The organism is Blattabacterium cuenoti BPAA (genome assembly GCF_000348805.1).
Lineage (GTDB): Bacteria > Bacteroidota > Bacteroidia > Flavobacteriales > Blattabacteriaceae > Blattabacterium > Blattabacterium cuenoti_B.
Genome location: NC_020510.1, coordinates 388,972 through 409,024 on the forward strand (window position 1 = coordinate 388,972; position 20,053 = coordinate 409,024).

The window sequence follows — 20,053 nt, forward strand, 5'->3', positions numbered from 1 at the left end:
TTATTTATTGAATAACATTTTTATTTTCCATTTTATAGATGGATTATACCAAATAAAACCTCCTTTAATTTCTAAAGGAGAAATCCAATTGTTTACATATAAAAATCCTGTACTTAATCCATGTACATTAAATTCCTTATATTTTTTCTGCATTATAAAGGCCCATTGAGCAATAGCATTAATTCCAATGTTACTTTCCAAAGAAGAACTAATAGACCATTTTATTTTTCTTTTAGTCGCTTCCAGTATCCATTCTTCAGATCCAAAAAAACCACCATTTATACTGGGTTTTAGTATAATAGAATGAGGGTTAATAACATCCAATAATTTCGTTTTTTTTTTAATTCATGAATATTTGCTAATTCTTCATCTAATGCTATAGGTAATTTTGATTTTTTACATATTTCTGATATATCCTTCCAATTTCCAGATGATATTGGTTGCTCCATGGAATCAATTATACCCAAGTCATAAAATTTATTTAAATAATAGAAAGCTTTTTGAATATTTTCAAAGCACCCATTTGCATCTATACGTATTTTTAAAAATGGATATTTCCTTTTTATTTCTTTTAAAATAAAATATTGATCATTAATAAATTTCATATTTACCTTCATTTTTATCAATGAAAACCCTTCAATAATTTGATTTTCCATTTTTTTCATTGCATATTTTTTATCTTTATTAAAAGAATTCAACCACATTAAACTATTTATAGGAATTCCTTCTATACCAGAAGTAAATTTAGAATGATATAATATAGGAAATTTATTTTTTAAGCTTAAAAAAGCTTGTTCTAATCCAAATAGAATAGATGAATAGGAAATATATTTATAATAAAAACATATTTCTGTTCTTTTGAAAAAAAGAATCATCTTAGAAAGATTTTTGAGTTCTATTTCAAATTTTTTTAAATTTTTTAAAGCAAATTGATCCAATATTGGATTGCATTCTCCTATTCCTATCTTATTATCTTGTGTTAAAATAATAAACCATATAATGTTTTTTCGAAATGTTCTATTAGAATTAAATACTTTTTTTTGAAAAAAAAACATTCTTTTTTTCAAAAAACAATTCATTTTTTTGAAATTATTCATACATTAAACATATATAGTCTTTCCTTTTTCCAATAAAATTAATTCTTTTCCTTTTTCAAAAAATCTTTTTTTTGCTTGTTCTCGATCAATTCGAATATCTTCAAAAGTATTATAATGAACACCTAATATCTTTTCAGATTTCAAAAAATCTGAAGCAATAATTGCTTCTTCTATATCCATAGTATATCTTCCTCCTATTGGTAAAATAGAAAGTTTTAAATTCCCAAAATTAGGAATAAGATTCATTTCATATATTAAAGATGTATCTCCTGATATATATATATTTCCTTCATCTGTCTGTAAAAGAAAACCACCTGGATTCCCTCCATAAGTACCATCGTCAAAAACACTGGAATGAGCAGCCCAAGTATATTTTAATTTTCCAAAAGGAAATGATATAAAAGAACCATAATTTATTCCATATGTTTTTATTCCTTTTTTATAAAAATAATTAGATATTTCATAATTAGAAATAACTAAAATATTATGAAAATTACGTGATAATAATTCTACATCACAAACATGATCATAATGTGCATGAGTCAATAGAATATAATCTATTTTTGGAATAAGTTTTAAAAAATTGATCTTTTTATCAAAAGAAGGATTTCCAGAAAAAAAAGGATCTACTAATATATTTTTTTCATGTATTTCTAGTATACATGTGCTATGAGAAAGAAAAGTAACTTTCATATGTATGATAGTTTAATTTATAAAACCAATTCCTATACTAAATTCATGTAAAAAAGTAAGTATTACTAATTTTTTCAATTCTAGATTGAATAATTTTTTTTCCTTTATAAGAATTATTTTTTGAATGTGCAATATTAAAAAAATAGCAATAAAAATAAAAAAAATCCATTGATAAACAGAATTTTGGTTTAAAAAAATAAAAAAACCTCCTAAAAATATTGATATTAATATAACAAATGTATGATATAATTTAGCATATTTTATACCTAACCATACAGACATAGTATATTTTCCATTTTCATAATCATTATCCAAATCTCTCATATTATTTATATTCAAAACTCCTACATTCAAAAATCCTATAGACAAAGAAAGAAGAAATATATCCATACATAAAGTATGTGTATATAAAAAATAACTTCCTTCTACTGAAAAAATACCAAAAAAAATCATAACCAATAAATCACCCATCCCTGTTATATATCCATATGGACGAGATCCAATAGAATATCTTATTGAACTATATATACATATAAAAATTCCTATGAAATAGATGAAAAAAATAAAAATATTTTTCCATAAAAGAGTTTCACAAAATAAGAAAAAACCTGAAAAAAAAGATAATACAGAAAATATAAAAATAGCTTTTTTCATTTCTGATAAAGAAATTAGACCACATTGAATTGTTCTTTTAGGACCTATTCTTTTATAATTATCTACTCCTGTTATGCTGTCTCCATAATCATTTGAAAAATTGGCTAAGATTTGCAATAATAAAGCGGTAATCACACATAAAATATAAGAAATTAAACTTACATTTTTCCTAGATTGAGATATAAAAAAACTCAAAGTTATTCCAGAAAAAGATAAAGGTAAAGTATGAATACGAGCTGCAGTAATCCAATACTTTAATTTCATAAAAATTTCGTAAATTTTTTAAAATTTGGAGATCTTTTTTCTAAAAAAGCTTTTTTCCCTTCTTGAGATTCTTCCATCAAATAAAACATTAAAGTAGCATCTCCTGTTAATTGCATCAATCCATGTTGACCATCCAATTCAGCATTTAAACTACGTTTTATCATTCTTAAAGACATTGGACTTCTCTTTTGTATAATTCTACACCATTCTATAGTTTTTTTTTCCAATTCTTTTTTCTTTACAACTTTATTAATCAACCCCATTTCTAAAGCTTCTTTAGCTGTGTATTTTTTACATAAAAACCACATTTCTCGTGTTTTTTTTTGTCCAATATGACGGGCTAAATATGAACATCCAAATCCTCCATCAAAAGAACCTACTTTTGGACCTACTTGACTAAAAACAGCATCTTCAGATGCTATAGTTAAATCACAAACAACATGCAGAACATGTCCTCCTCCCACTGCATATCCATTAACCATGGCTATAACTGGTTTAGGGATTTCTCTTATTTTTTTGTAAAAATCTAAAATATTCAATCTTGGAATTCCATCTTTATCTAAATACCCTCCCATGCCTCTTGTAGTTTGATCTCCTCCAGAACAAAAAGATTTTTCTCCAGATCCAGTTATAATTAATACATCTATATCACTTCTGATACTACATATATTTATAGCATCTATCATTTCATTAACTGTTTCTACACGAAATGCGTTATGACACCATGGTCTATTAATCTCTATTTTAGAGATACCTTCTCCAAAAAAAAACAAGATATCTTCATATTTTTTTATGGAAACCCAATTTATAGTAGAATTCATAAATTGAAAATTGATGTTTATTTTTACAAAATAACAAAAAAAATAGATTTTTTATGTTATGTACCGAAATATGTTGTCTATATCTATAGGAGTTTTAATAAGTATTGTGGAAATATTTTTTTCCATGAAAATTGTAAAAAAATGGTTTACGAAAATACAATTTATTCCATTGAAAAAATTCAAGTATATTTTAACTGAAGCTCCTACTGAATTTTTTATAGTTTTAATTTTTTTTTATGCTTCTAGCGCATTATTAGGAAGTATGATAACTGCTTTTTTCGCACGAAATGCAAAAAAAGCTTATGCTATATTAACAGGTTTTATTTTATTTATCATCACATTATTTTATATGTATTTTTATCCATTCCCATTATGGTTTAAAATTATAATACCATCTGTTTTTTTTCCTTTTTCATATATAGGAGGAAATTTTATAGAATTTTTACAAAGAAAAAAATGGATAAATTAATAGATAAATAAATCCAGATACATATCCTATTAAAGCAATCCAACTAATCTTTTTTAAATACCAAAAAAAATCTATTTTTTCCATGCTCATAGCTGATACGCCTGCAGCAGATCCTATAAGAAAAATACTACCTCCTGTTCCAGAAACATAAGCAATAAAATGCCATAAATCATGATTTAAAGGATAATAAGAAAACATAGTTATAGTAGCAGCTACTAAAGGAACATTATCTATAACAGAAGAAATGAATCCAAATAAAAAAGTTGTAATTTTCCATGTAGAAACTGTTTCATTTATCCAATGAGATAAATAATATAAACTTCCTATAGATTCTAAAGAAGAAACAGAAAGTAAAATTCCCAAGAAAAATAAAATGCTAGATATGTCTACTTTTTTAAATGCATCATCTAAAATAGATATAGATTTATATTTTTTGGATGCTACAACAAGCATAATTCCTAAAGAAAACATCATTCCCATATACGGAGGGATTCCGATTATAGTTTTAAAAACTGGAACAAGCAACATGAGAGATAAACCTAGTTTTAACATAAAAAAACCTCTATTTCTACAACATTTTGATAAATCGTTTTTTTTTATTTGAATGTATCCATTAAAAATAGGCATATAAGATGCTATTAAAGTGGAAATAATCATACATAATACAGATGGTATAAATATTTTTTTAATAAGAGAAATTGTAGTGACTTTATTAGAAATCCATAACATCGTTGTAGTTATATCTCCAATTGGAGACCAAACTCCTCCTGCATTAGCAGATATAATAACTAATCCTAAATAATATAAACGATCTTTGTAATCGAGAATTGTTTTTTTCAAAATAGAAATTAAAACCATAGTAGCTGTAAGATTATCTATTATAGCAGATAAAAAGAAAGAAACTATACTTATAATCCATAAAAATTTACGTTTTGTATTATTTGTGCAAAATAAATCTCTGATAGCCTCAAATCCATAATATTTTTCAATAACAGCGATAATAGACATGGCTCCAATGATAAAAAAAACAATTTCAGATGCTTTTCCTAGATGAAATAATAATAGGTGTTTAGGATTTTTTTTCAGAATAAAATGTTGATCTAATTCATATTCATATACAGGAATATTTAAAAATATAATTAAAGACCAACAAATAACAGCCATCAAAATAGATGGAATAACTTTATTCACAGAAAAAAAATTCTCAAGAGTAATTAACAAATATCCAAAGATAAAAATTAAGATTACCATTGATTTTGTATTTCTCTATTCTATTTTTATTATTACTGTTAATGAATGAATGTTTAATTCCATTTTGAATAAGATGAATATTTTCCAAGTGCATTTTCAATACGTAATAATTGATTATATTTTGAAATTCGTTCAGAACGACATAATGAACCTGTTTTGATTTGTTCAATATTAAATGCCACAGAAAGATCAGCTATAAAAGAATCTTCAGTATCTCCAGAACGATGGGAAATAATATTTTTATATTTATTTTTTTTAGCGATATTAATTGTTTCAATTGTTTCTGTTAGAGTTCCTACTTGATTGACTTTAATTAAAATAGAATTTGCTACTTTTTTTTCTATTCCTTCATTTAGTTTTTTTGCTTGTGTAACAAAAAGATCATCTCCAACTAATTGAATTTTATCTCCTATTTCATGAGTTAGGAGTTTCCATCCTTCCCAATCATTTTGATCCATTCCATCTTCAATAGATATAATTGGATATTTTCTAACTAAATAAGATAAATAACGAATATGTTCTTCTCTTGATTTTATCAAATTCTTTGTTTTATTTTCTGATTTTTCAAATTTTTCAAAATGAGAATAATCATATTTATGATTTTTATAAAATTCAGAAGCAGCACAATCTATAGCTATTGCTATTTGATCATAAGGTTCATAATTTGCCATATGTATAGCTTCTAATATATGATCTAAAGCATCTTCAATTCCATTAAAATTTGGAGAAAATCCTCCTTCATCTCCTACACTGGTAGAAAAACCTTTTTTATCTAAAATATCTTTTAGATGATAAAATACTTTATGTCCCATTTGAATAGCTTCTACAAAAGAATTTGCTTTGATAGGAACTATCATAAATTCTTGAAAAACTATAGAAGAAGCATTTGAATGTTTTCCTCCATTTACAATATTTATCAAAGGAATAGGAAGTAAACAGGTATAAATTCCTCCTATATATTTATAAAGAGGAAGATTCAATTCATTTGATGCAGCTTTTGCTGTTGCCAAAGACACAGCCAAAATAGCATTAGATCCCAATCTTTTTTTATTAATTGTTCCATCTAATTCTAGCATTAATTGATCAATGTAAATTTGATCTAAAACGGGTTTTCCAATTAATTCAGGAGTAATAATATCATTAACATTTTGAACCGCTTTCAAAACTCCTTTTCCAAAAAAAATATTTTCTTTGTTATCACGTAATTCAAAAGTTTCATATTTTCCTTTTGATGTTCCAGATGGAACAGAAGCACGTCCTAGTATGTTGTTTTCTGTTATAACATCCACTTCTACAGTAGGATTACCTCTAGAATCCAATATTTGTCTGGCTTGAATATTTTTAATTTTACTCATTATTCACTTTTTTTATTTTTTTTCTGCTTCGTCTTATAGATTTTTTTATTTTTTTAGAAGTATAAATTTCATTGAAATCTACTAATTCTATAAGAGAAAAAGAAGCTTGATCTCCAAAACGAAATCCAGTTTTTATTATTCTCGTATATCCTCCAGGACGTTCACGTACTTTTTGAAAAATATCCTTAAATAATTCTGATACTGCTGTTTTATCTTTTAAATATGAAAAAATATTTCTTTTGGAGTGAGTGGTATGAATTTTTGATTTTGTGATAATAGGTTCTATATATTTTCTTAAAGCTTTAGCTTTAGCTAAAGTGGTAAAAATTCTTTTCTTTTTGATAAGAGAAGAAGCCATATTAGAAAGAAGAGATTTACGATGTCCACGTTTTCTTCCTAAATGATTATTCTTATTTCTATGATTCATTAATTAATAAATAATCTATTCTATATTTCTTTCAATTTTAATTGATATTCTTCTATTTTCATTCCAAAATATAAACCTTTTTCCTTCATTTTACTTTCTAATTCATCTAAAGACTTTTTACCAAAATTTCTCATTTTTAATATGTTATTTCTACTGCAACTGACTAAATCTTCTATAGTTGTTATAGATGCTGACTTTAAACAGTTTTTTGTACGAACAGATAGATCCATTTCACTTAATTTGGATTTTAACAAAGTTCTCATTCTAACAAATTCTTCATCATATTTTTTATCTTTGTTAATTTCCTCTTGTTTTTTTTCGCCTATTTTTTCATAAGAAAAAATAGAAAAATACTGAATTAATATTTTTGAAGCTTCCATTAAAGCTAATTTTGGACAAATAGATCCATCTGTTTTAATTTCCAATGAAAGATTTTCAAAGTCTGTTTTTTGTCCTACACGACAATTTTCTATCGTATATTTTACATTTTTTATAGGAGTGAAAATAGAATCTATGGGAATAGTTTCAATCGAAACTTCACTATTTTTTTTATTTTCTTCTGCAGGAACATAACCTCTTCCTTCTTCAATCGTAAAACTTATTTCTAAAGGAACTAATTCGTCTTTATTACAAATGATTAAATCTTCATTTAAAATTTGAAATCCAGAAATAAACTTATTTAAAATTTTCCCTGTTACTTGTTTTCCATGATTTATATAAGCATTTACAGTCTCCTTACAAGTGCCTGGTATTTCTTGTTTAAAACGAATTTTTTTGAAATTTAAAACAATTTCAGTAACATCTTCAATTACTCCTTCTATAGTAGAAAATTCATATTTAACTCCTTTTATTTTAATAGAAGTAACTGCAAATCCTTTCAAAGAACCCAATAAAACTCTTCTTAACGCATTTCCTAAAGTAATTCCATATCCAGGTTCTAAAGGGTTTAAATGAAAAATACCTTTATTATCTGAAAACTCAGATATTGTAATTCTATCAGGTTTTACAAAATCTAGAAAAGCCATTTGATTTACTTACTATTTTACTTTGTTTATTTTGAATATAATTCAACAATTAATTGTTCTTTAATATTTTCAGGAATTTGGATCCTTTTGGGCATCATTCTGAATATGCCCAACATATTTTTTTCATCTAAAATTAACCATTCTACCAATGGTCCTGTTTTTTTATTATACATAGAATTTAATATGACAGGATGTTTTTTAGATTTTTCTTTAATTTCTATTTTATCACCTGGTTTTAATCTAAAAGATGGAATATTAACTATTTTTTTGTTCACAAGAACATGTCTATGAGAAACAATCTGACGGGCAGAAGATCGAGATGGAGCAAACTTTAATCTAAAAACTATGTTATCTAAACGACTTTCACATGCTTGCAGTAATAATTCCCCGGTTATTCCTTTTTTTTTTGAAGCCTCAAGAAATAAACTTTCAAATTGTCGTTCCAATATTCCATAAGTATATCTTGCTTTTTGTTTTTCTATTAATTGAATAAAATATTCTGAACGTTTTCCTCTACGACGATTATTCCCATGTTGACCAGATGTATTTTTTTTTCTTCCAAAATATTTATCTTCCCCATAAATACATTCTCCAAATCTTCTAGAAATTTTAGTTTTAGGTCCTATATATTTTGCCATAATTCTTTGATCTTTAAAAAAAAAGAATATTAAACTCTTCTTCTTTTAGGGGGACGACAACCATTATGTGGTAAGGGGGTTATATCTTTGATTATTGTGACTGTAATTCCAGAATTACTCAAAGCTCGTATAGCAGCATCTCTTCCAGCTCCAGGGCCTTTAATTTTTACTTCCACTTTTTTGATCCCAGCATTTAATCCTTCTTTTGCTACATTTTCTGCTACCATTTGAGCCGCATATGGAGTATTTTTCTTAGATCCTCTAAAATTCATTTTTCCAGCAGAAGACCATGCAACTACATCACCTTTTTTATTTGTTAAGGTTATAATAATATTATTAAAAGTAGCTTGAATATGAGCTTCTCCCAATGGATCTACCACTACTGATCTTTTTTTATTATTTCTCAATGATGATTTTACCATATTTATTTTGTGACTTTTTTCTTATTCGCTACAGTTTTCTTTTTTCCTTTTCTAGTTCTACAATTATTTTTTGTTTTCTGACCTCTTAATGGCAAACTCTTTCTGTGTCTAGTTCCTATATAGCATCCTATATCCATAAGTCGTTTGATGTTAAGTTGTGTCTCAGATCTTAATTCTCCTTCAATTTTTATATAATCAGATATATACTTTCTAATTTTACTGATTTCATCATCAGACCAATTTTCCACTTTTTTATTTTCGTCTATTCCAATAGAATAAAGTATTTTTTTTGATAGACTTTTCCCTATTCCATACAAATAAGTAAGACCAACAACTCCTCTTTTAGATCTTGGAAGATCTACTCCTGAAATTCTTACAGACATATAACGTACTACTTACTTAATTTTATTCACCCTTGTCTTTGTTTAAATCTAGGATTTTTTTTGTTAATAATACGTAAATGTCTTTTTCTACGAACTATTTTACAATTATCAGTTCTTTTTTTTAAAGACGCTCTTGTTTTCATAAAATAAAATTTAATTTGTATCAATCAATATCTATAAGTTATTCTTCCTCTCTCTAAATCATAAGAGGACATTTCTAATCTCACTTTATCTCCTGGTAGGATTTTTATGTAATGCATCCTCATTTTTCCTGAAATATGAGCCTTAACAATACATCCATTTTCTAATTCCACACGAAACATTGCATTTGGAGATGAATCGATAATAGTACCATCAACTTCAATATGCTTTTGTTTAGCCATAATACCAACAATTTGTTTATAATAATATACACAAAAAAATTATTATTTGGTATATTTATTACTACGATATTTCATCATCATTAATCCATCATAATGATAATTTAAAAGATATATATTCACTTGTTGTGATATATCTAAAATCACTCCTACTACAATTAATAATGATGTCCCTCCATAAAATAATGCAAAACTTTGAGTAAATCCTATACGAAAAACTATGGATGGTAATATCGCGATTATTGCCAATAAAACAGCACCAGGTAATGTTATTATTGATAAAATACGATCTATATATTCAGCAGTTTCTTTTCCAGGTTTAATCCTAGGAATATGACCTCCATTTCTTTTTAAATCATCAGCCATTTGATTTACTGGAATAGCAATTGCTGTATAAAAAAAAGTAAAAATTATAACTAATATGAAAATAGTTAAATTATACCATAAACCATAAATATCTTGAAAAAGATGAAAAAAATTCTTAATATTTATGTTTTTCACATGGTCAGAAAAGGTTAATGGAAATAACATAATAGCTTGAGAAAATATGATAGGCATAACACCAGCCGATGTCATTTTGAGTGGTATATATTGATGTTTTTTATGAAAAAACTGAGAATCTAAATCTAATCCCAAAGATTTATAATGAGAAACGTATTGTACTGGTATTTTTCTAATTGCTTGAATAATTATGACAGAAAATAAAATGACCAATAACCATAATAGAAATTCAAAAAATAAAACGATTAATCCTCCATTTCCAATTTCTAATTTTCTAAAAACTTCTTTACTTATAGCATCTGGAAAACGTGCTATGATTCCAGACATAATAATTAAGGATATTCCATTTCCTATTCCTTTGTCTGTAATTTTATCTCCCAACCACATAGTAAATAAAGTTCCTGAAGTTAAAATCATTACCCCTATAATCCAAAACATACTTTTTCCATAAAAAGTATTTAAATCGATTAAATAAGTAGTTCTAGAAGAAGAAAAAGGAATAAATTGCTGAGTGAAAGAAATAAGATATACAGGTGCTTGAATGAAGCATATACCTACAGTTATCCATCTAGTAATAAAACTAATTTGTTTTCTTCCGCTTTCTCCATCCCTTTGCAATTTTTGTAAATAAGGAATAATTATGCACATTAATTGTATTATAATAGAAGCAGATATATAAGGCATGATACCTAAAGCAAAAACAGATGCGCGATTGAAAGCTCCTCCTGTAAAAGAGGACAAAATTTGCATTAATCCTTTAGAACCTGAATGGAATTTTTCTATGAAATCGCTAATCCCTAAAGGATTAACTCCTGGAATAGGAATATAGGCTCCAAAACGATATACTAGTAATAAACCTAAAGTTATTCCTATTTTTTTTCGCAATTCTTTGACATTCCAAATATTGAAAAAAGCTATAATAAAATTATCCATAGTAATTATTTCATAAATATGGCTTTTCCTCCTATTTTTTTTATGGAAAATAAAGCTTTTTTGCTAAACTGATTTGCATGTATACTTAATGAAGTAAGAAGTTTCCCTCTTCCTAAAATTTTAACAAAATCGTTTTTTCTAACTAAATTATTTTTTAAATAAAATTCTTTATTGATAATGTTTTTTTCTTGTTCTTGAGAAATTTTATTAATACAATTTTGAATTGTATCTAAATTAATTCCAACAATTTTTTTTTTAATATTTCTTTTAAATCCAAATTTTGGTATTCTTCTTTGAATAGGCATCTGTCCCCCTTCAAATCCTTTTTTTTTAGAAAAACCGGATCTAGATTTTGCTCCTTTATGACCTCTACCACAAGTACCTCCCTTTCCTGAACCTTGTCCCCTTCCCAATCTTAATTTTCCTTTTTTAGATCCCTTATTTGGATGTAAATGATTGATTTTGAAATAAAATTCATCCATCATACACTTGTTTTGTAGTAATTCCTCTTTGTTTTGCTATAATATAAACATCTCTCATATAGCTTAATGCTTTAATTGTCGCTTTTATAACATTATGATGATTAGAAGACCCTTTAGATTTGGATAAAACATTTCTTAATCCTGCCGCTTCAAGAACCGCTCTTATAGGACCTCCAGCTATTATTCCTGTCCCATCAGAAGCTGGTTTAATAAGAATACGTGCTCCTCCATATTTAGACTCCTGTTCATGAGGAACAGTTCCATTAGAAAGATATACCTTACAAAGATTTCTTTTTGCTTGTTCCCCAGCCTTATGAATAGCATCAGGAGCTTCTTTAGATTTTCCAAAACCATAACCTACTATTCCATTTTCATTTCCTTTAATAACAATAGCACTAAAACTAAAATATCTTCTTCCTTTAGTAACTTTACAAACCCTTGTTACTCCAACTAGCTTTTCTTTTAATTCTAATCCCGTATATTTTATTCTTTTTTCATACATAATTTTAAAATTCTAAACCCATTTCTCTGATTCCCTCAGCTAAAGATTTAATCCGACCATGATATAAATACTTTCCTTTGTCAAATACTAATTTTTGGATTTTCAATTTTTTTGCTCTATTTCCCAATAATTTTCCAACTTCATGAGCTAATTCGGTTTTATTTTTTTTATATTTATGAAATATCCCTTCTCTTGAAGAAGATGAAACTAAAGTAGTTCCACATAAATCATCTATAATTTGTACATATATTTCTTTATTACTTCTAAAAACGGAAATTCTCGGTCTATTCGAATTTCCAAAAATTTTTTTTAATTTTTTTTTTTCATTTTAAAATTATTTTTAAGCGGATTTTCCTGTTTTTCTTCTAACTTCTTCTCCAAAATATCTGATTCCTTTTCCTTTATAGGGTTCCGGTTCTCTGAAAGATCTAATTTTTGCCGCTATTATACCTAACAATTGTTTGTCATAAGATTTTAAAATAATAATGGAATTTTTTCCTTTTTCAGTTTGAATTTCTACATTTATTTCTTTAGGAAGTTGCATCATAATATTATGAGAAAAACCTAAATTTAAATCTAAAATTCCTCCATTATAATAAGCTCTATATCCAATTCCTACTAATTCCAGTTTTTTTTGAAACCCTTTTGAAACTCCTGTAATCATATTTTTAATTAACACATGGTATAATCCATGCAAAGATTTAGATCTTTTATCTTCTTGATTCCTAATAATTAATAATTGATCTTGATCTAAATTCAATTGAAATTCTTTTGAAATTTTCTGACTTAATTTCCCCAAAAATCCTGTTACGAATATTTCGTGATCAATTATTTTTAAATTTACATTTTTAGGAATAAAAATAGGTTTTTTTCCAATTCTAGACATTTCTTAATTTTGTTTACCAATCAATATACATAACATAATATTTCTCCTCCTATTTTTTTCTTTTTTGCTTGTTTATCTGTAATAATTCCACTAGAAGTGGAAATAATAGCAATCCCTAACCCATTCAACACTCTAGGTATATTCTTATATTTACAATATTTTCTTAATCCTGGTTTACTAATTCTAATAATCTCCTGAATAACAGAAACATTTTCTTTATAATATTTTAAAGCTATTTTAATTGTTTTTTTATCTTCTTCTATTTTATAATCTAGAATATATCCATTTTCTAATAATACACGAACAATTTCTTTTTTTATGTTAGAAAACGGAACTTCAAGAAGTTTATGTTTTACAAAACTAGCATTTCGAACCCTAGTTAAAAAATCAGCTATTACATCCATAATACATATTTTTCGTTACCAACTTGCTTTTTTGACTCCAGGAATAAGTCCTTGAGAAACCAAATTTCTAAAAACAATACGAGATATTCCAAACTGACGCATATATCCTCTACATCTACCAGTAATAGAACATCTGTTTCTTAATCGAACAGGAGAAGCATCTCTAGGCAATTTTTGCAATAATTCATAATTTCCAGCCTTTTTCAAGGCTTTTCTTTTATTTGCATATTTTAAAACCATTTTTTCTCTTTTCCTTTGTCTTGCTTTAACAGATTCTTTAGCCATTTTTATTTTTTTTAAAAGGAATTCCAAACAAAGATAAAAGACTTTTAGCTTCTTCATTTTTTTTTGTAGAAGTAACAAATGTTATATTCATACCCATATTTTTTTTAATTTTATCAATATTTATTTCAGGATAAATCACTTGTTCTATAATTCCCATATTATAATTTCCATAATTATCAAAACTACTTTTTTTCATTCCATTAAAATCCCTCACCCTAGGTAAAGAAACAACAATAAGTCTCTCCAAAAATTCATACATTTTTATTCTTCTCAAAGTTACTTTGACTCCTATCGGCATCCCTTTTCTAAGTTTGAATCCTGATTCATCATGTTTAGAATAACAAAAAATAGCTTTTTGTCCTGTAATACTTGTTATTTCATTCATAGAATGATCTATAATTTTTTTATCAAAAACAGACGAACCAACTCCTTGATGAATAACTATTTTTTCTAATCTAGGAACTTCCATAACAGAACGATATTCAAACTTCTTTATCAAAATAGGAACTATTTTTTCTTTGTAAAGTTTTTGCAATTTAGATTGATAAATCATCTTCGATTCTAATTAATTTTTTTCAAATTAGATAAATGTATGGGAGCTTCTTTTTCTATAATTCCACCTTTAGGTTTTTTTGGAGAGGGTTTAGTATGTCTTTTAATCATATTTATTCCACGTATAATAGCCTTGTTTTTTTTTGAAAAAATTTTAACAATTATACCTTCAGTTCCCTTATAATTTCCTGATAGAACCAATATTTTGTCTTCTCTTTTTATTTTTCTTTTCATGTAAAAACATTTTTATAAAACTTCTTGTGCTAAAGAAACAATTTTCATATATTCTTTTTCTCTAAGTTCTCTTGCTACTGGACCAAACACTCTTGTTCCCATTATTTCTCCAGAAGCATTAATTAACACACAAGCATTATCATCAAAACTTATATAAGATCCATCTTTCCTTCTAGTTCTATTTTTTGTCCTGATCAATACAGCTTTACAAACTTGTCCTTTTTTTACTATACTTCCTCCAGAAACAGCAACTTTTACAGTAACTACAACAGTATCACCCAATGAAGCATATCTTCTTCTAGTTCCACCTAACACCCTAATAATTAAAACTTCCTTAGCTCCTGTATTATCCGATACTTTACATCTAGATTCTTGTTGCAACATCATCAATCAGATTTTTTCAATATAGAAACTAATCTCCAAGACTTTCTTTTACTCACAGGACGTATTTCCATAATATTTACTTTATCTCCATTTTTAGATATATTTTTTTCATCATGAACCATATATTTTTTTTTCTTTGTAACACTTTTTCCATAGTATCTATGTTTTACTTTCTTAATTTCATATACAACAACAGTTTTATTCATTTTATCACTTATAACTATTCCTTGTCTTTGTTTTCGAGTATTTCTAATTTTTTTCTCAGATTGAGATATCATTGGTTTATTTTATTATATTCTGTTTTTAATTTAGCAATGTTTCTTCTAAGAAATCTAATTTTCATAGGATTTTTTAATGTTTTGATATGATGGTAAAATTTCATATTTTGATAATCTTTTTGATATTGTTTAATTTTTTTCATCAAATCATGAATTGGAATTTTATTTGTATTTAAATTATTCATAATTTTATTTCATGAGAAAAAACAAATTTTACTTTTATAGGAAGTTTCTGAGCAGCTAACCTTAATGCTTCTTTAGCTATATTCATTTCTACTCCATCTATTTCAAATAATATTCTACCAGGTTTAACTACAGCTACCCAAAATTCAACAGGCCCTTTTCCTTTTCCCATACGTACTTCCTGTGGTTTTTTTGTAGCAGGTTTATCAGGAAAAATGTTAATCCATAATTTTCCTTCTCTTTTCATATATCTTGTAGCAGCGACTCTTGATGCCTCTAATTGTCTAGAAGTAATCCAAGATCCTTCTAAAGCTTTAACCCCATATAAACCTCTAGAAAGAAGAAAACCTTTTTTAGCATTCCCACGAATTCTTCCTTTTTGTTTCTTTTTATATTTTGTTTTTTTTGGTTGTAACATATATCAAATACTTAATACTTACATATGTTAAGGTATGAAGACTTATTTATTTTTTTTTCTGTTCATGTAAGAAAATCTATGACTTCTTTGTCTTTTTTGAGTTTCTAATAATGGAGTCAATTCTCTTTTTCCATATATTTCTCCTTTCATTATCCATACTTTAATCCCTATACTTCCATAAACAGTATGAGCTACTGCCATATGATAATCTACATCAGCACGAAAAGTTCCAAGAGAAATTCTTCCTTCTTTGTAAGTTTCACATCTTGCCATTTCTGAACCATTAAGTCTTCCAGAAATTTGAATTTTTATACCTTGAGCATTCATTCTTATAGCAGAAAGAACAAATAATTTAATTGCTTTCTTATAAGAAATACGATTTTCAAGTTGTCTAACCAAACCTTTCGCAATTAATGGAGCATCTAATTCAGGACGTTTTACTTCAGAAATATTGATTTGTATTTCTTTTTTAGTGAGTTTTTTTAATTCTTTTCTTACTGTATCTACTTCATCTCCTCTTTTTCCTATTACAAGAGCTGGTCTTGATGTTCTAATCGTTATTGTTATAAATTTTAAAGTTCTTTCTATAAAAATACGGGATACTATTCCTTTTGGAAATCTAGCTTCTATATATCTTCTTACTTTAAAATCTTCCTGTATTCTGTCTTTGTAATTATTACACCAACTAGATTGCCATCCTGTTATAATTCCCAAACGATTAACAATTGGATTTGTTTTTTGTCCCATAAAAAATTATATTTCTTTTTTTTTGTCTAAAAAAACTATGATATTACTTGATCTTTTTCTTATTCTATGTCCTCTTCCTTGAGGAATAGGACGTAGTCTTTTTAGGGTTTTACCTTGATTTACTCTAATTTCTTTTATATATAAAAATTCTCTATGATCAGAATTATATTGATGATGCTTTATTTTCCAGTTAGATAACAAAGAAAAAAGTAATTTTTTGAAAATTAAAGAAATTTTTCTTTTTTTACTATAAGTTAAAAGATCCAAAGCTAGATAAATTTCTTTATTTTTAATTAAATTTGCTATCAATCTCATTTTCCTAGGAGAGTTTCTTATTCCATTCAAAGAAGCTGAAACTATGTTTGTTTCCTGTTTCATATTTTCCTAATTTTTTGTTGTTTTCAACTTATTTTTGGATCCTGCATGTCCTCTAAAAACACGGGTAGGAGCAAATTCTCCAAGCTTATGACCAATCATATTTTCCGTAATATATACATTGATAAATTGTTTTCCATTATGAACAGAAAAAGTTTGTCCGACAAAATCGGGTAAAATTGTGGAAGGCCTAGACCAAGTTTTTATTATTGTTTTTTTATCTAATTTTAGATTGTTCAATACTTTTTTATGTAATTTGTGAGAAACAAATGGGCCTTTTTTCAAAGATCTTGCCATGATTGTAAATGTTTATTTCCTTCTTTTTTGTAAAATATATTTATTAGAATATCGTTTTTTAGAACGAGTTCTAAATCCTTTAGCGGGTTTTCCTTTTCTATTTCTAGGTATTCCTCCAGAAGCCTTTCCTTCTCCTCCTCCCATTGGATGATCTACAGGATTCATAGCAACACCCCTTGTTCTAGGTCTCCTTCCTATGTGTCTTTTTCTTCCAGCTTTTCCAAATGTTTCTAACTGATGATCAGGATTAGAAACAATTCCAATTGTAGCCATACAAGTAACCATGATCATTCTAACTTCTCCAGAAGGAAGTTTAATTGTCGCATATTTTTCATCTTTTGCAAATAATTGAGCAAAAGATCCAGCACTTCTTGCTATTTTAGCACCTTGTCCTGGTTTAAGTTCTATACAAGATATATTGGTCCCTAAAGGGATTTCACTTAAAAAAGTAGAATTTCCTATGTTAAAAGATATATTTTTTCCGGAAATTACTTTTTCTCCTATTTTGAATCCTTCCATTGATACAATATACCTTTTTTCTCCATCCTTATAATGAAGTAAAGATATAAAACAAGACCGATTGGGATCATATTCTATAGATTTTATAATAGCAGAAATCCCAAATTTTTTTCTTTTAAAATCTATTTTTCTATATTTTTTTTTATGTCCACCACCAACATAACGCATGGTCATACGACCTACATTGTTTCTACCTCCAGATTTACACTTTCCTTTTACTAAAGTTTTTTCGGAATTAAATTTTGTAGTAAGTTGATCAAAACAATTTACAATTCTAAAACGTTGACCAGGTGTTATAGGTTTTAACTTTTTTATTGACATTAAAATTCTTCTTTGTTTAAAAAATCAATTTTTTGATTTTCAAAAAATTGAACAATAGCTTTTTTTATTTTATTGGTTTTTCCATAAAGAAACCCTTTTTTAGTATACTTAGATTTGTTTTTTCTAGGATAAATCATTGTTCTAATACTTTTTACAGAAAAACCAAACAATTTATTTATTTTTTTTTGAATTTGAATTTTATTACAATTTATATCTACAGAAAAAGTATAACAATTATATTTATTTCCTTTATAAGATTTTTCTGTGATAAAAGGTTTTATTAAAATCATATTTGTTTTTATTAATGCATAGATAAAAATTGATAAATTTTTTTTACGGAATCTTCAGAAAAAATAATATATGGAAATTTTATCAATGAAAAACAATCTAATTCGTTTACACTTAACAATTTAAAATTAGTTAAGTTTCTAGAAGATAAATATAAGTTTTTGTTTGTTTCTCCAATGATCATTAATGATTTTTTATTTTCTAATTGTAAAGATTTTAGTAATTTTAAAAAAAATTTAGTTTTTGGAGCATTTAATTTTAAGTTTTCTATAATTAAAATTTTATTACGTACTAATTTTTGTTCTATAAGAAATTTTCTGACTATATTTTTAGTACGTTTGTTTAATTTTATTAAATACTTTCTTGGTTTAGGACCAAAAACTCTTCCCCCTCCTCTAAAAATAGGATTTTTTATGTTCCCTTTTCTAGAACCTCCAGTTCCTTTCTGTCTATGTAATTTTTTAGTACTTCCAGATAATTCTCCTCTTTCTTTAGATTTATGTGTTCCTTGACGTTGAGCTAATAAATATCTTTTGATCTCTAAATACAGAGAATGATTATAAGATTTTTTAAAAAAAATAGTTTCGTGAAACTCTATTCTTTTATCAGTATCATTCCCTTGAATATCTAAAATTTTTAATTTCATTCTTTTTTTTGAATCATTAAATATGAATTTTTATTTCCTGGAACTGATCCTTTTAGAATCATGAGATTGTGATTGGTTTCTATTTTCAATATTTTTAAATTTTTAATAGTTACGTTTTTTTTTCCCATTTTTCCAGCCATTTTTTTTCCTTTAAAAACACGTGATGGATCAGAGCCAGCTCCTATTGATCCTGGAGCTCTCAAACGATTATGTTGTCCATGAGTACTTTCTCCCACTCCTGAAAAATTATGTCTTTTAATTACACCTTGAAACCCTTTTCCTTTAGAAATTCCTTTTACATTTACTAATTCCCCTTCTTTGAAAATATCAACTTTGATCAAAGTCCCCAAAACCAAATTAGATACTTTATTCATTTTAAATTCAAACAATTTTTTTTTCGGAGATAATCCTGCTTTTTTAAAATGACTAAATAAAGGTTTATTAGTTTTTATAACTTTTAGATCATCTATTCCCAATTGAATAGAAGAATAACCATCATTTTTTATTGTTTTTATTTGAACAATATAACAAGGCCCTACTTGAATAAGGGTACATGAAACATGTTCTCCATTTTCCAGAAAAATCCTAGTCATTCCTATATTTTTTCCTATTAATCCATTCATATTTTTATACTTTTATTTCTGCTTCTACTCCACTGGGTAATTCCAATTTCATTAAAGCATCTACTGTTTTAGACGAAGCGTTATGAATTTGTAAAAGTCTCTTATGAGTAGGAAGAAAAAATTGTTCTCTTGATTTTTTATTTACATGAGGAGAACGTAATACTGTAAATATTTTTTTTTCAGTAGGCAAAGGAACTGGTCCGTTCAGTACAACTCCTGTGGGAAGGACAGAATTTACAATTTTCTCGGCTGATTTGTCTAATAAATTATAATCATAAGATTTTAATTTAATTTTTATATCATGACCCATAGTATA

36 protein-coding genes are annotated in these 20,053 nt (G+C 26.4%); 1 reads left to right on the top strand and 35 read right to left on the bottom strand.

The window, feature by feature from the left end:
• The 5 genes from BPAA_RS03170 to menB are packed head-to-tail and all read right to left on the bottom strand — an operon-like array spanning position 1 to position 3,529.
• Positions 1-324, bottom strand: coding sequence for a hypothetical protein (locus tag BPAA_RS03170; protein ID WP_231840103.1), 324 nt, complete (start codon positions 322-324; stop codon positions 1-3).
• Positions 291-1,079, bottom strand: coding sequence for an enolase C-terminal domain-like protein (locus BPAA_RS01815; protein ID WP_231840104.1), 789 nt, complete (start codon positions 1,077-1,079; stop codon positions 291-293). Before BPAA_RS01815 ends, BPAA_RS03170 begins: the two co-directional genes overlap by 34 nt.
• A gap of 21 nt (positions 1,080-1,100) precedes the next feature.
• Complete coding sequence (locus tag BPAA_RS01820; protein WP_015429966.1) at positions 1,101-1,790, bottom strand: metal-dependent hydrolase; 690 nt, start codon at positions 1,788-1,790, stop codon at positions 1,101-1,103.
• 12 nt (positions 1,791-1,802) lie between these two features.
• Entirely contained in the window at positions 1,803-2,708 is a 906-nt protein-coding gene (menA, locus tag BPAA_RS01825; protein WP_015429967.1) for a 1,4-dihydroxy-2-naphthoate octaprenyltransferase, read from the bottom strand.
• Positions 2,705-3,529, bottom strand: a complete 825-nt coding sequence (gene menB, locus BPAA_RS01830) for a 1,4-dihydroxy-2-naphthoyl-CoA synthase (RefSeq protein WP_015429968.1) — start codon at positions 3,527-3,529, stop codon at positions 2,705-2,707. The genes menA and menB overlap by 4 nt, the downstream gene beginning before the upstream one ends.
• Before the next feature lie 58 nt (positions 3,530-3,587).
• Between menB and BPAA_RS01835 the strand changes: the two genes are divergently transcribed.
• A complete protein-coding gene (locus BPAA_RS01835) occupies positions 3,588-3,998 on the top strand; it encodes a hypothetical protein (protein ID WP_015429969.1) in 411 nt (136 codons plus the stop codon).
• Here BPAA_RS01835 and BPAA_RS01840 read toward each other — a convergent pair.
• From BPAA_RS01840 to rpsJ, 30 genes are read right to left on the bottom strand one after another with little or no spacing between them, the layout of a single operon-like run.
• Entirely contained in the window at positions 3,972-5,249 is a 1,278-nt protein-coding gene (locus tag BPAA_RS01840) for an SLC13 family permease (RefSeq protein WP_015429970.1), read from the bottom strand. The two genes, BPAA_RS01835 and BPAA_RS01840, sit on opposite strands and share 27 nt — an antisense overlap.
• Before the next feature lie 53 nt (positions 5,250-5,302).
• Positions 5,303-6,604, bottom strand: coding sequence for a phosphopyruvate hydratase (gene eno / locus BPAA_RS01845; RefSeq protein ID WP_015429971.1), 1,302 nt, complete (start codon positions 6,602-6,604; stop codon positions 5,303-5,305).
• Positions 6,597-7,031, bottom strand: a complete 435-nt coding sequence (rplQ, locus tag BPAA_RS01850; protein WP_015429972.1) for a 50S ribosomal protein L17 — start codon at positions 7,029-7,031, stop codon at positions 6,597-6,599. Before rplQ ends, eno begins: the two co-directional genes overlap by 8 nt.
• Before the next feature lie 20 nt (positions 7,032-7,051).
• On the bottom strand, positions 7,052-8,056 hold the full coding sequence (locus BPAA_RS01855; protein WP_015429973.1) for a DNA-directed RNA polymerase subunit alpha: 1,005 nt from the start codon (positions 8,054-8,056) through the stop codon (positions 7,052-7,054).
• Between the two features lie 26 nt (positions 8,057-8,082).
• Positions 8,083-8,694, bottom strand: a complete 612-nt coding sequence (rpsD, locus tag BPAA_RS01860; protein ID WP_015429974.1) for a 30S ribosomal protein S4 — start codon at positions 8,692-8,694, stop codon at positions 8,083-8,085.
• Positions 8,695-8,723: 29 nt separating this feature from the next.
• A complete protein-coding gene (gene rpsK / locus BPAA_RS01865) occupies positions 8,724-9,116 on the bottom strand; it encodes a 30S ribosomal protein S11 (RefSeq protein ID WP_015429975.1) in 393 nt (130 codons plus the stop codon).
• A gap of 2 nt (positions 9,117-9,118) precedes the next feature.
• Positions 9,119-9,499: a 30S ribosomal protein S13 gene (gene rpsM / locus BPAA_RS01870; protein ID WP_015429976.1), complete on the bottom strand. Its 381-nt coding sequence runs from the start codon at positions 9,497-9,499 to the stop codon at positions 9,119-9,121.
• 26 nt (positions 9,500-9,525) lie between these two features.
• Positions 9,526-9,642: a 50S ribosomal protein L36 gene (rpmJ, locus tag BPAA_RS01875; protein ID WP_015429977.1), complete on the bottom strand. Its 117-nt coding sequence runs from the start codon at positions 9,640-9,642 to the stop codon at positions 9,526-9,528.
• A 24-nt stretch (positions 9,643-9,666) separates the two neighbouring features.
• Positions 9,667-9,882 (bottom strand): translation initiation factor IF-1, encoded by a 216-nt coding sequence (infA, locus tag BPAA_RS01880; RefSeq protein ID WP_015429978.1) that lies wholly within the window; start codon positions 9,880-9,882, stop codon positions 9,667-9,669.
• Positions 9,883-9,924: 42 nt separating this feature from the next.
• Entirely contained in the window at positions 9,925-11,313 is a 1,389-nt protein-coding gene (gene secY / locus BPAA_RS01885; RefSeq protein ID WP_015429979.1) for a preprotein translocase subunit SecY, read from the bottom strand.
• A gap of 5 nt (positions 11,314-11,318) precedes the next feature.
• Entirely contained in the window at positions 11,319-11,798 is a 480-nt protein-coding gene (gene rplO / locus BPAA_RS01890; RefSeq protein WP_015429980.1) for a 50S ribosomal protein L15, read from the bottom strand.
• Positions 11,788-12,297, bottom strand: coding sequence for a 30S ribosomal protein S5 (gene rpsE, locus BPAA_RS01895; protein WP_015429981.1), 510 nt, complete (start codon positions 12,295-12,297; stop codon positions 11,788-11,790). Before rpsE ends, rplO begins: the two co-directional genes overlap by 11 nt.
• Before the next feature lie 4 nt (positions 12,298-12,301).
• Positions 12,302-12,601 carry a 50S ribosomal protein L18 gene (rplR, locus tag BPAA_RS01900; protein WP_041178673.1) on the bottom strand — a complete coding sequence of 100 codons (300 nt, stop codon included), beginning with the start codon at positions 12,599-12,601 and terminating at the stop codon, positions 12,302-12,304.
• Between the two features lie 36 nt (positions 12,602-12,637).
• Entirely contained in the window at positions 12,638-13,183 is a 546-nt protein-coding gene (gene rplF / locus BPAA_RS01905; protein ID WP_015429982.1) for a 50S ribosomal protein L6, read from the bottom strand.
• Positions 13,184-13,203: 20 nt separating this feature from the next.
• Positions 13,204-13,587: a 30S ribosomal protein S8 gene (gene rpsH, locus BPAA_RS01910; RefSeq protein WP_015429983.1), complete on the bottom strand. Its 384-nt coding sequence runs from the start codon at positions 13,585-13,587 to the stop codon at positions 13,204-13,206.
• Positions 13,588-13,602: 15 nt separating this feature from the next.
• On the bottom strand, positions 13,603-13,872 hold the full coding sequence (rpsN, locus tag BPAA_RS01915) for a 30S ribosomal protein S14 (RefSeq protein ID WP_015429984.1): 270 nt from the start codon (positions 13,870-13,872) through the stop codon (positions 13,603-13,605).
• Positions 13,865-14,425 (bottom strand): 50S ribosomal protein L5, encoded by a 561-nt coding sequence (gene rplE, locus BPAA_RS01920; RefSeq protein ID WP_015429985.1) that lies wholly within the window; start codon positions 14,423-14,425, stop codon positions 13,865-13,867. The genes rpsN and rplE overlap by 8 nt, the downstream gene beginning before the upstream one ends.
• A gap of 8 nt (positions 14,426-14,433) precedes the next feature.
• A complete protein-coding gene (gene rplX / locus BPAA_RS01925) occupies positions 14,434-14,658 on the bottom strand; it encodes a 50S ribosomal protein L24 (RefSeq protein WP_015429986.1) in 225 nt (74 codons plus the stop codon).
• Positions 14,659-14,670: 12 nt separating this feature from the next.
• Complete coding sequence (gene rplN / locus BPAA_RS01930) at positions 14,671-15,042, bottom strand: 50S ribosomal protein L14 (RefSeq protein WP_041178712.1); 372 nt, start codon at positions 15,040-15,042, stop codon at positions 14,671-14,673.
• 2 nt (positions 15,043-15,044) lie between these two features.
• Positions 15,045-15,320, bottom strand: a complete 276-nt coding sequence (gene rpsQ / locus BPAA_RS01935) for a 30S ribosomal protein S17 (RefSeq protein WP_015429988.1) — start codon at positions 15,318-15,320, stop codon at positions 15,045-15,047.
• Entirely contained in the window at positions 15,317-15,505 is a 189-nt protein-coding gene (gene rpmC / locus BPAA_RS01940; RefSeq protein ID WP_015429989.1) for a 50S ribosomal protein L29, read from the bottom strand. Before rpmC ends, rpsQ begins: the two co-directional genes overlap by 4 nt.
• A complete protein-coding gene (gene rplP, locus BPAA_RS01945) occupies positions 15,502-15,921 on the bottom strand; it encodes a 50S ribosomal protein L16 (protein WP_015429990.1) in 420 nt (139 codons plus the stop codon). Before rplP ends, rpmC begins: the two co-directional genes overlap by 4 nt.
• A 42-nt stretch (positions 15,922-15,963) precedes the next feature.
• Positions 15,964-16,668, bottom strand: a complete 705-nt coding sequence (gene rpsC, locus BPAA_RS01950; RefSeq protein ID WP_015429991.1) for a 30S ribosomal protein S3 — start codon at positions 16,666-16,668, stop codon at positions 15,964-15,966.
• 6 nt (positions 16,669-16,674) lie between these two features.
• Positions 16,675-17,046 carry a large ribosomal subunit protein uL22 gene (locus tag BPAA_RS01955; RefSeq protein ID WP_015429992.1) on the bottom strand — a complete coding sequence of 124 codons (372 nt, stop codon included), beginning with the start codon at positions 17,044-17,046 and terminating at the stop codon, positions 16,675-16,677.
• 6 nt (positions 17,047-17,052) lie between these two features.
• Positions 17,053-17,340: a 30S ribosomal protein S19 gene (rpsS, locus tag BPAA_RS01960; protein ID WP_015429993.1), complete on the bottom strand. Its 288-nt coding sequence runs from the start codon at positions 17,338-17,340 to the stop codon at positions 17,053-17,055.
• A gap of 12 nt (positions 17,341-17,352) precedes the next feature.
• Positions 17,353-18,180, bottom strand: coding sequence for a 50S ribosomal protein L2 (gene rplB, locus BPAA_RS01965; RefSeq protein ID WP_015429994.1), 828 nt, complete (start codon positions 18,178-18,180; stop codon positions 17,353-17,355).
• Entirely contained in the window at positions 18,180-18,470 is a 291-nt protein-coding gene (locus BPAA_RS01970; RefSeq protein ID WP_015429995.1) for a 50S ribosomal protein L23, read from the bottom strand. The genes rplB and BPAA_RS01970 overlap by 1 nt, the downstream gene beginning before the upstream one ends.
• Before the next feature lie 11 nt (positions 18,471-18,481).
• Positions 18,482-19,114, bottom strand: coding sequence for a 50S ribosomal protein L4 (gene rplD, locus BPAA_RS01975; protein ID WP_015429996.1), 633 nt, complete (start codon positions 19,112-19,114; stop codon positions 18,482-18,484).
• Positions 19,111-19,737, bottom strand: coding sequence for a 50S ribosomal protein L3 (gene rplC, locus BPAA_RS01980; RefSeq protein WP_015429997.1), 627 nt, complete (start codon positions 19,735-19,737; stop codon positions 19,111-19,113). Before rplC ends, rplD begins: the two co-directional genes overlap by 4 nt.
• Positions 19,738-19,741: 4 nt before the next feature.
• Entirely contained in the window at positions 19,742-20,047 is a 306-nt protein-coding gene (gene rpsJ / locus BPAA_RS03150) for a 30S ribosomal protein S10 (RefSeq protein ID WP_015429998.1), read from the bottom strand.
• Positions 20,048-20,053: the final 6 nt, after the last annotated feature.

What these genes read in the sequence shown, in the direction of transcription:
- BPAA_RS01815 (WP_231840104.1), bottom strand. Translation starts at nt 1,079, where the DNA reads ATGAATTGTTTTTTGAAAAAAAGAATGTTTTTTTTTCAAAAAAAAGTA.
- BPAA_RS01820 (WP_015429966.1), bottom strand. Translation starts at nt 1,790, where the DNA reads ATGAAAGTTACTTTTCTTTCTCATAGCACATGTATACTAGAAATACAT.
- menA (WP_015429967.1), bottom strand. Translation starts at nt 2,708, where the DNA reads ATGAAATTAAAGTATTGGATTACTGCAGCTCGTATTCATACTTTACCT.
- menB (WP_015429968.1), bottom strand. Translation starts at nt 3,529, where the DNA reads ATGAATTCTACTATAAATTGGGTTTCCATAAAAAAATATGAAGATATC.
- BPAA_RS01835 (WP_015429969.1), top strand. Translation starts at nt 3,588, where the DNA reads ATGTACCGAAATATGTTGTCTATATCTATAGGAGTTTTAATAAGTATT.
- BPAA_RS01840 (WP_015429970.1), bottom strand. Translation starts at nt 5,249, where the DNA reads ATGGTAATCTTAATTTTTATCTTTGGATATTTGTTAATTACTCTTGAG.
- eno (WP_015429971.1), bottom strand. Translation starts at nt 6,604, where the DNA reads ATGAGTAAAATTAAAAATATTCAAGCCAGACAAATATTGGATTCTAGA.
- rplQ (WP_015429972.1), bottom strand. Translation starts at nt 7,031, where the DNA reads ATGAATCATAGAAATAAGAATAATCATTTAGGAAGAAAACGTGGACAT.
- BPAA_RS01855 (WP_015429973.1), bottom strand. Translation starts at nt 8,056, where the DNA reads ATGGCTTTTCTAGATTTTGTAAAACCTGATAGAATTACAATATCTGAG.
- rpsD (WP_015429974.1), bottom strand. Translation starts at nt 8,694, where the DNA reads ATGGCAAAATATATAGGACCTAAAACTAAAATTTCTAGAAGATTTGGA.
- rpsK (WP_015429975.1), bottom strand. Translation starts at nt 9,116, where the DNA reads ATGGTAAAATCATCATTGAGAAATAATAAAAAAAGATCAGTAGTGGTA.
- rpsM (WP_015429976.1), bottom strand. Translation starts at nt 9,499, where the DNA reads ATGTCTGTAAGAATTTCAGGAGTAGATCTTCCAAGATCTAAAAGAGGA.
- rpmJ (WP_015429977.1), bottom strand. Translation starts at nt 9,642, where the DNA reads ATGAAAACAAGAGCGTCTTTAAAAAAAAGAACTGATAATTGTAAAATA.
- infA (WP_015429978.1), bottom strand. Translation starts at nt 9,882, where the DNA reads ATGGCTAAACAAAAGCATATTGAAGTTGATGGTACTATTATCGATTCA.
- secY (WP_015429979.1), bottom strand. Translation starts at nt 11,313, where the DNA reads ATGGATAATTTTATTATAGCTTTTTTCAATATTTGGAATGTCAAAGAA.
- rplO (WP_015429980.1), bottom strand. Translation starts at nt 11,798, where the DNA reads ATGATGGATGAATTTTATTTCAAAATCAATCATTTACATCCAAATAAG.
- rpsE (WP_015429981.1), bottom strand. Translation starts at nt 12,297, where the DNA reads ATGTATGAAAAAAGAATAAAATATACGGGATTAGAATTAAAAGAAAAG.
- rplF (WP_015429982.1), bottom strand. Translation starts at nt 13,183, where the DNA reads ATGTCTAGAATTGGAAAAAAACCTATTTTTATTCCTAAAAATGTAAAT.
- rpsH (WP_015429983.1), bottom strand. Translation starts at nt 13,587, where the DNA reads ATGGATGTAATAGCTGATTTTTTAACTAGGGTTCGAAATGCTAGTTTT.
- rpsN (WP_015429984.1), bottom strand. Translation starts at nt 13,872, where the DNA reads ATGGCTAAAGAATCTGTTAAAGCAAGACAAAGGAAAAGAGAAAAAATG.
- rplE (WP_015429985.1), bottom strand. Translation starts at nt 14,425, where the DNA reads ATGATTTATCAATCTAAATTGCAAAAACTTTACAAAGAAAAAATAGTT.
- rplX (WP_015429986.1), bottom strand. Translation starts at nt 14,658, where the DNA reads ATGAAAAGAAAAATAAAAAGAGAAGACAAAATATTGGTTCTATCAGGA.
- rplN (WP_041178712.1), bottom strand. Translation starts at nt 15,042, where the DNA reads ATGTTGCAACAAGAATCTAGATGTAAAGTATCGGATAATACAGGAGCT.
- rpsQ (WP_015429988.1), bottom strand. Translation starts at nt 15,320, where the DNA reads ATGATATCTCAATCTGAGAAAAAAATTAGAAATACTCGAAAACAAAGA.
- rpmC (WP_015429989.1), bottom strand. Translation starts at nt 15,505, where the DNA reads ATGAATAATTTAAATACAAATAAAATTCCAATTCATGATTTGATGAAA.
- rplP (WP_015429990.1), bottom strand. Translation starts at nt 15,921, where the DNA reads ATGTTACAACCAAAAAAAACAAAATATAAAAAGAAACAAAAAGGAAGA.
- rpsC (WP_015429991.1), bottom strand. Translation starts at nt 16,668, where the DNA reads ATGGGACAAAAAACAAATCCAATTGTTAATCGTTTGGGAATTATAACA.
- BPAA_RS01955 (WP_015429992.1), bottom strand. Translation starts at nt 17,046, where the DNA reads ATGAAACAGGAAACAAACATAGTTTCAGCTTCTTTGAATGGAATAAGA.
- rpsS (WP_015429993.1), bottom strand. Translation starts at nt 17,340, where the DNA reads ATGGCAAGATCTTTGAAAAAAGGCCCATTTGTTTCTCACAAATTACAT.
- rplB (WP_015429994.1), bottom strand. Translation starts at nt 18,180, where the DNA reads ATGTCAATAAAAAAGTTAAAACCTATAACACCTGGTCAACGTTTTAGA.
- BPAA_RS01970 (WP_015429995.1), bottom strand. Translation starts at nt 18,470, where the DNA reads ATGATTTTAATAAAACCTTTTATCACAGAAAAATCTTATAAAGGAAAT.
- rplD (WP_015429996.1), bottom strand. Translation starts at nt 19,114, where the DNA reads ATGAAATTAAAAATTTTAGATATTCAAGGGAATGATACTGATAAAAGA.
- rplC (WP_015429997.1), bottom strand. Translation starts at nt 19,737, where the DNA reads ATGAATGGATTAATAGGAAAAAATATAGGAATGACTAGGATTTTTCTG.
- rpsJ (WP_015429998.1), bottom strand. Translation starts at nt 20,047, where the DNA reads ATGGGTCATGATATAAAAATTAAATTAAAATCTTATGATTATAATTTA.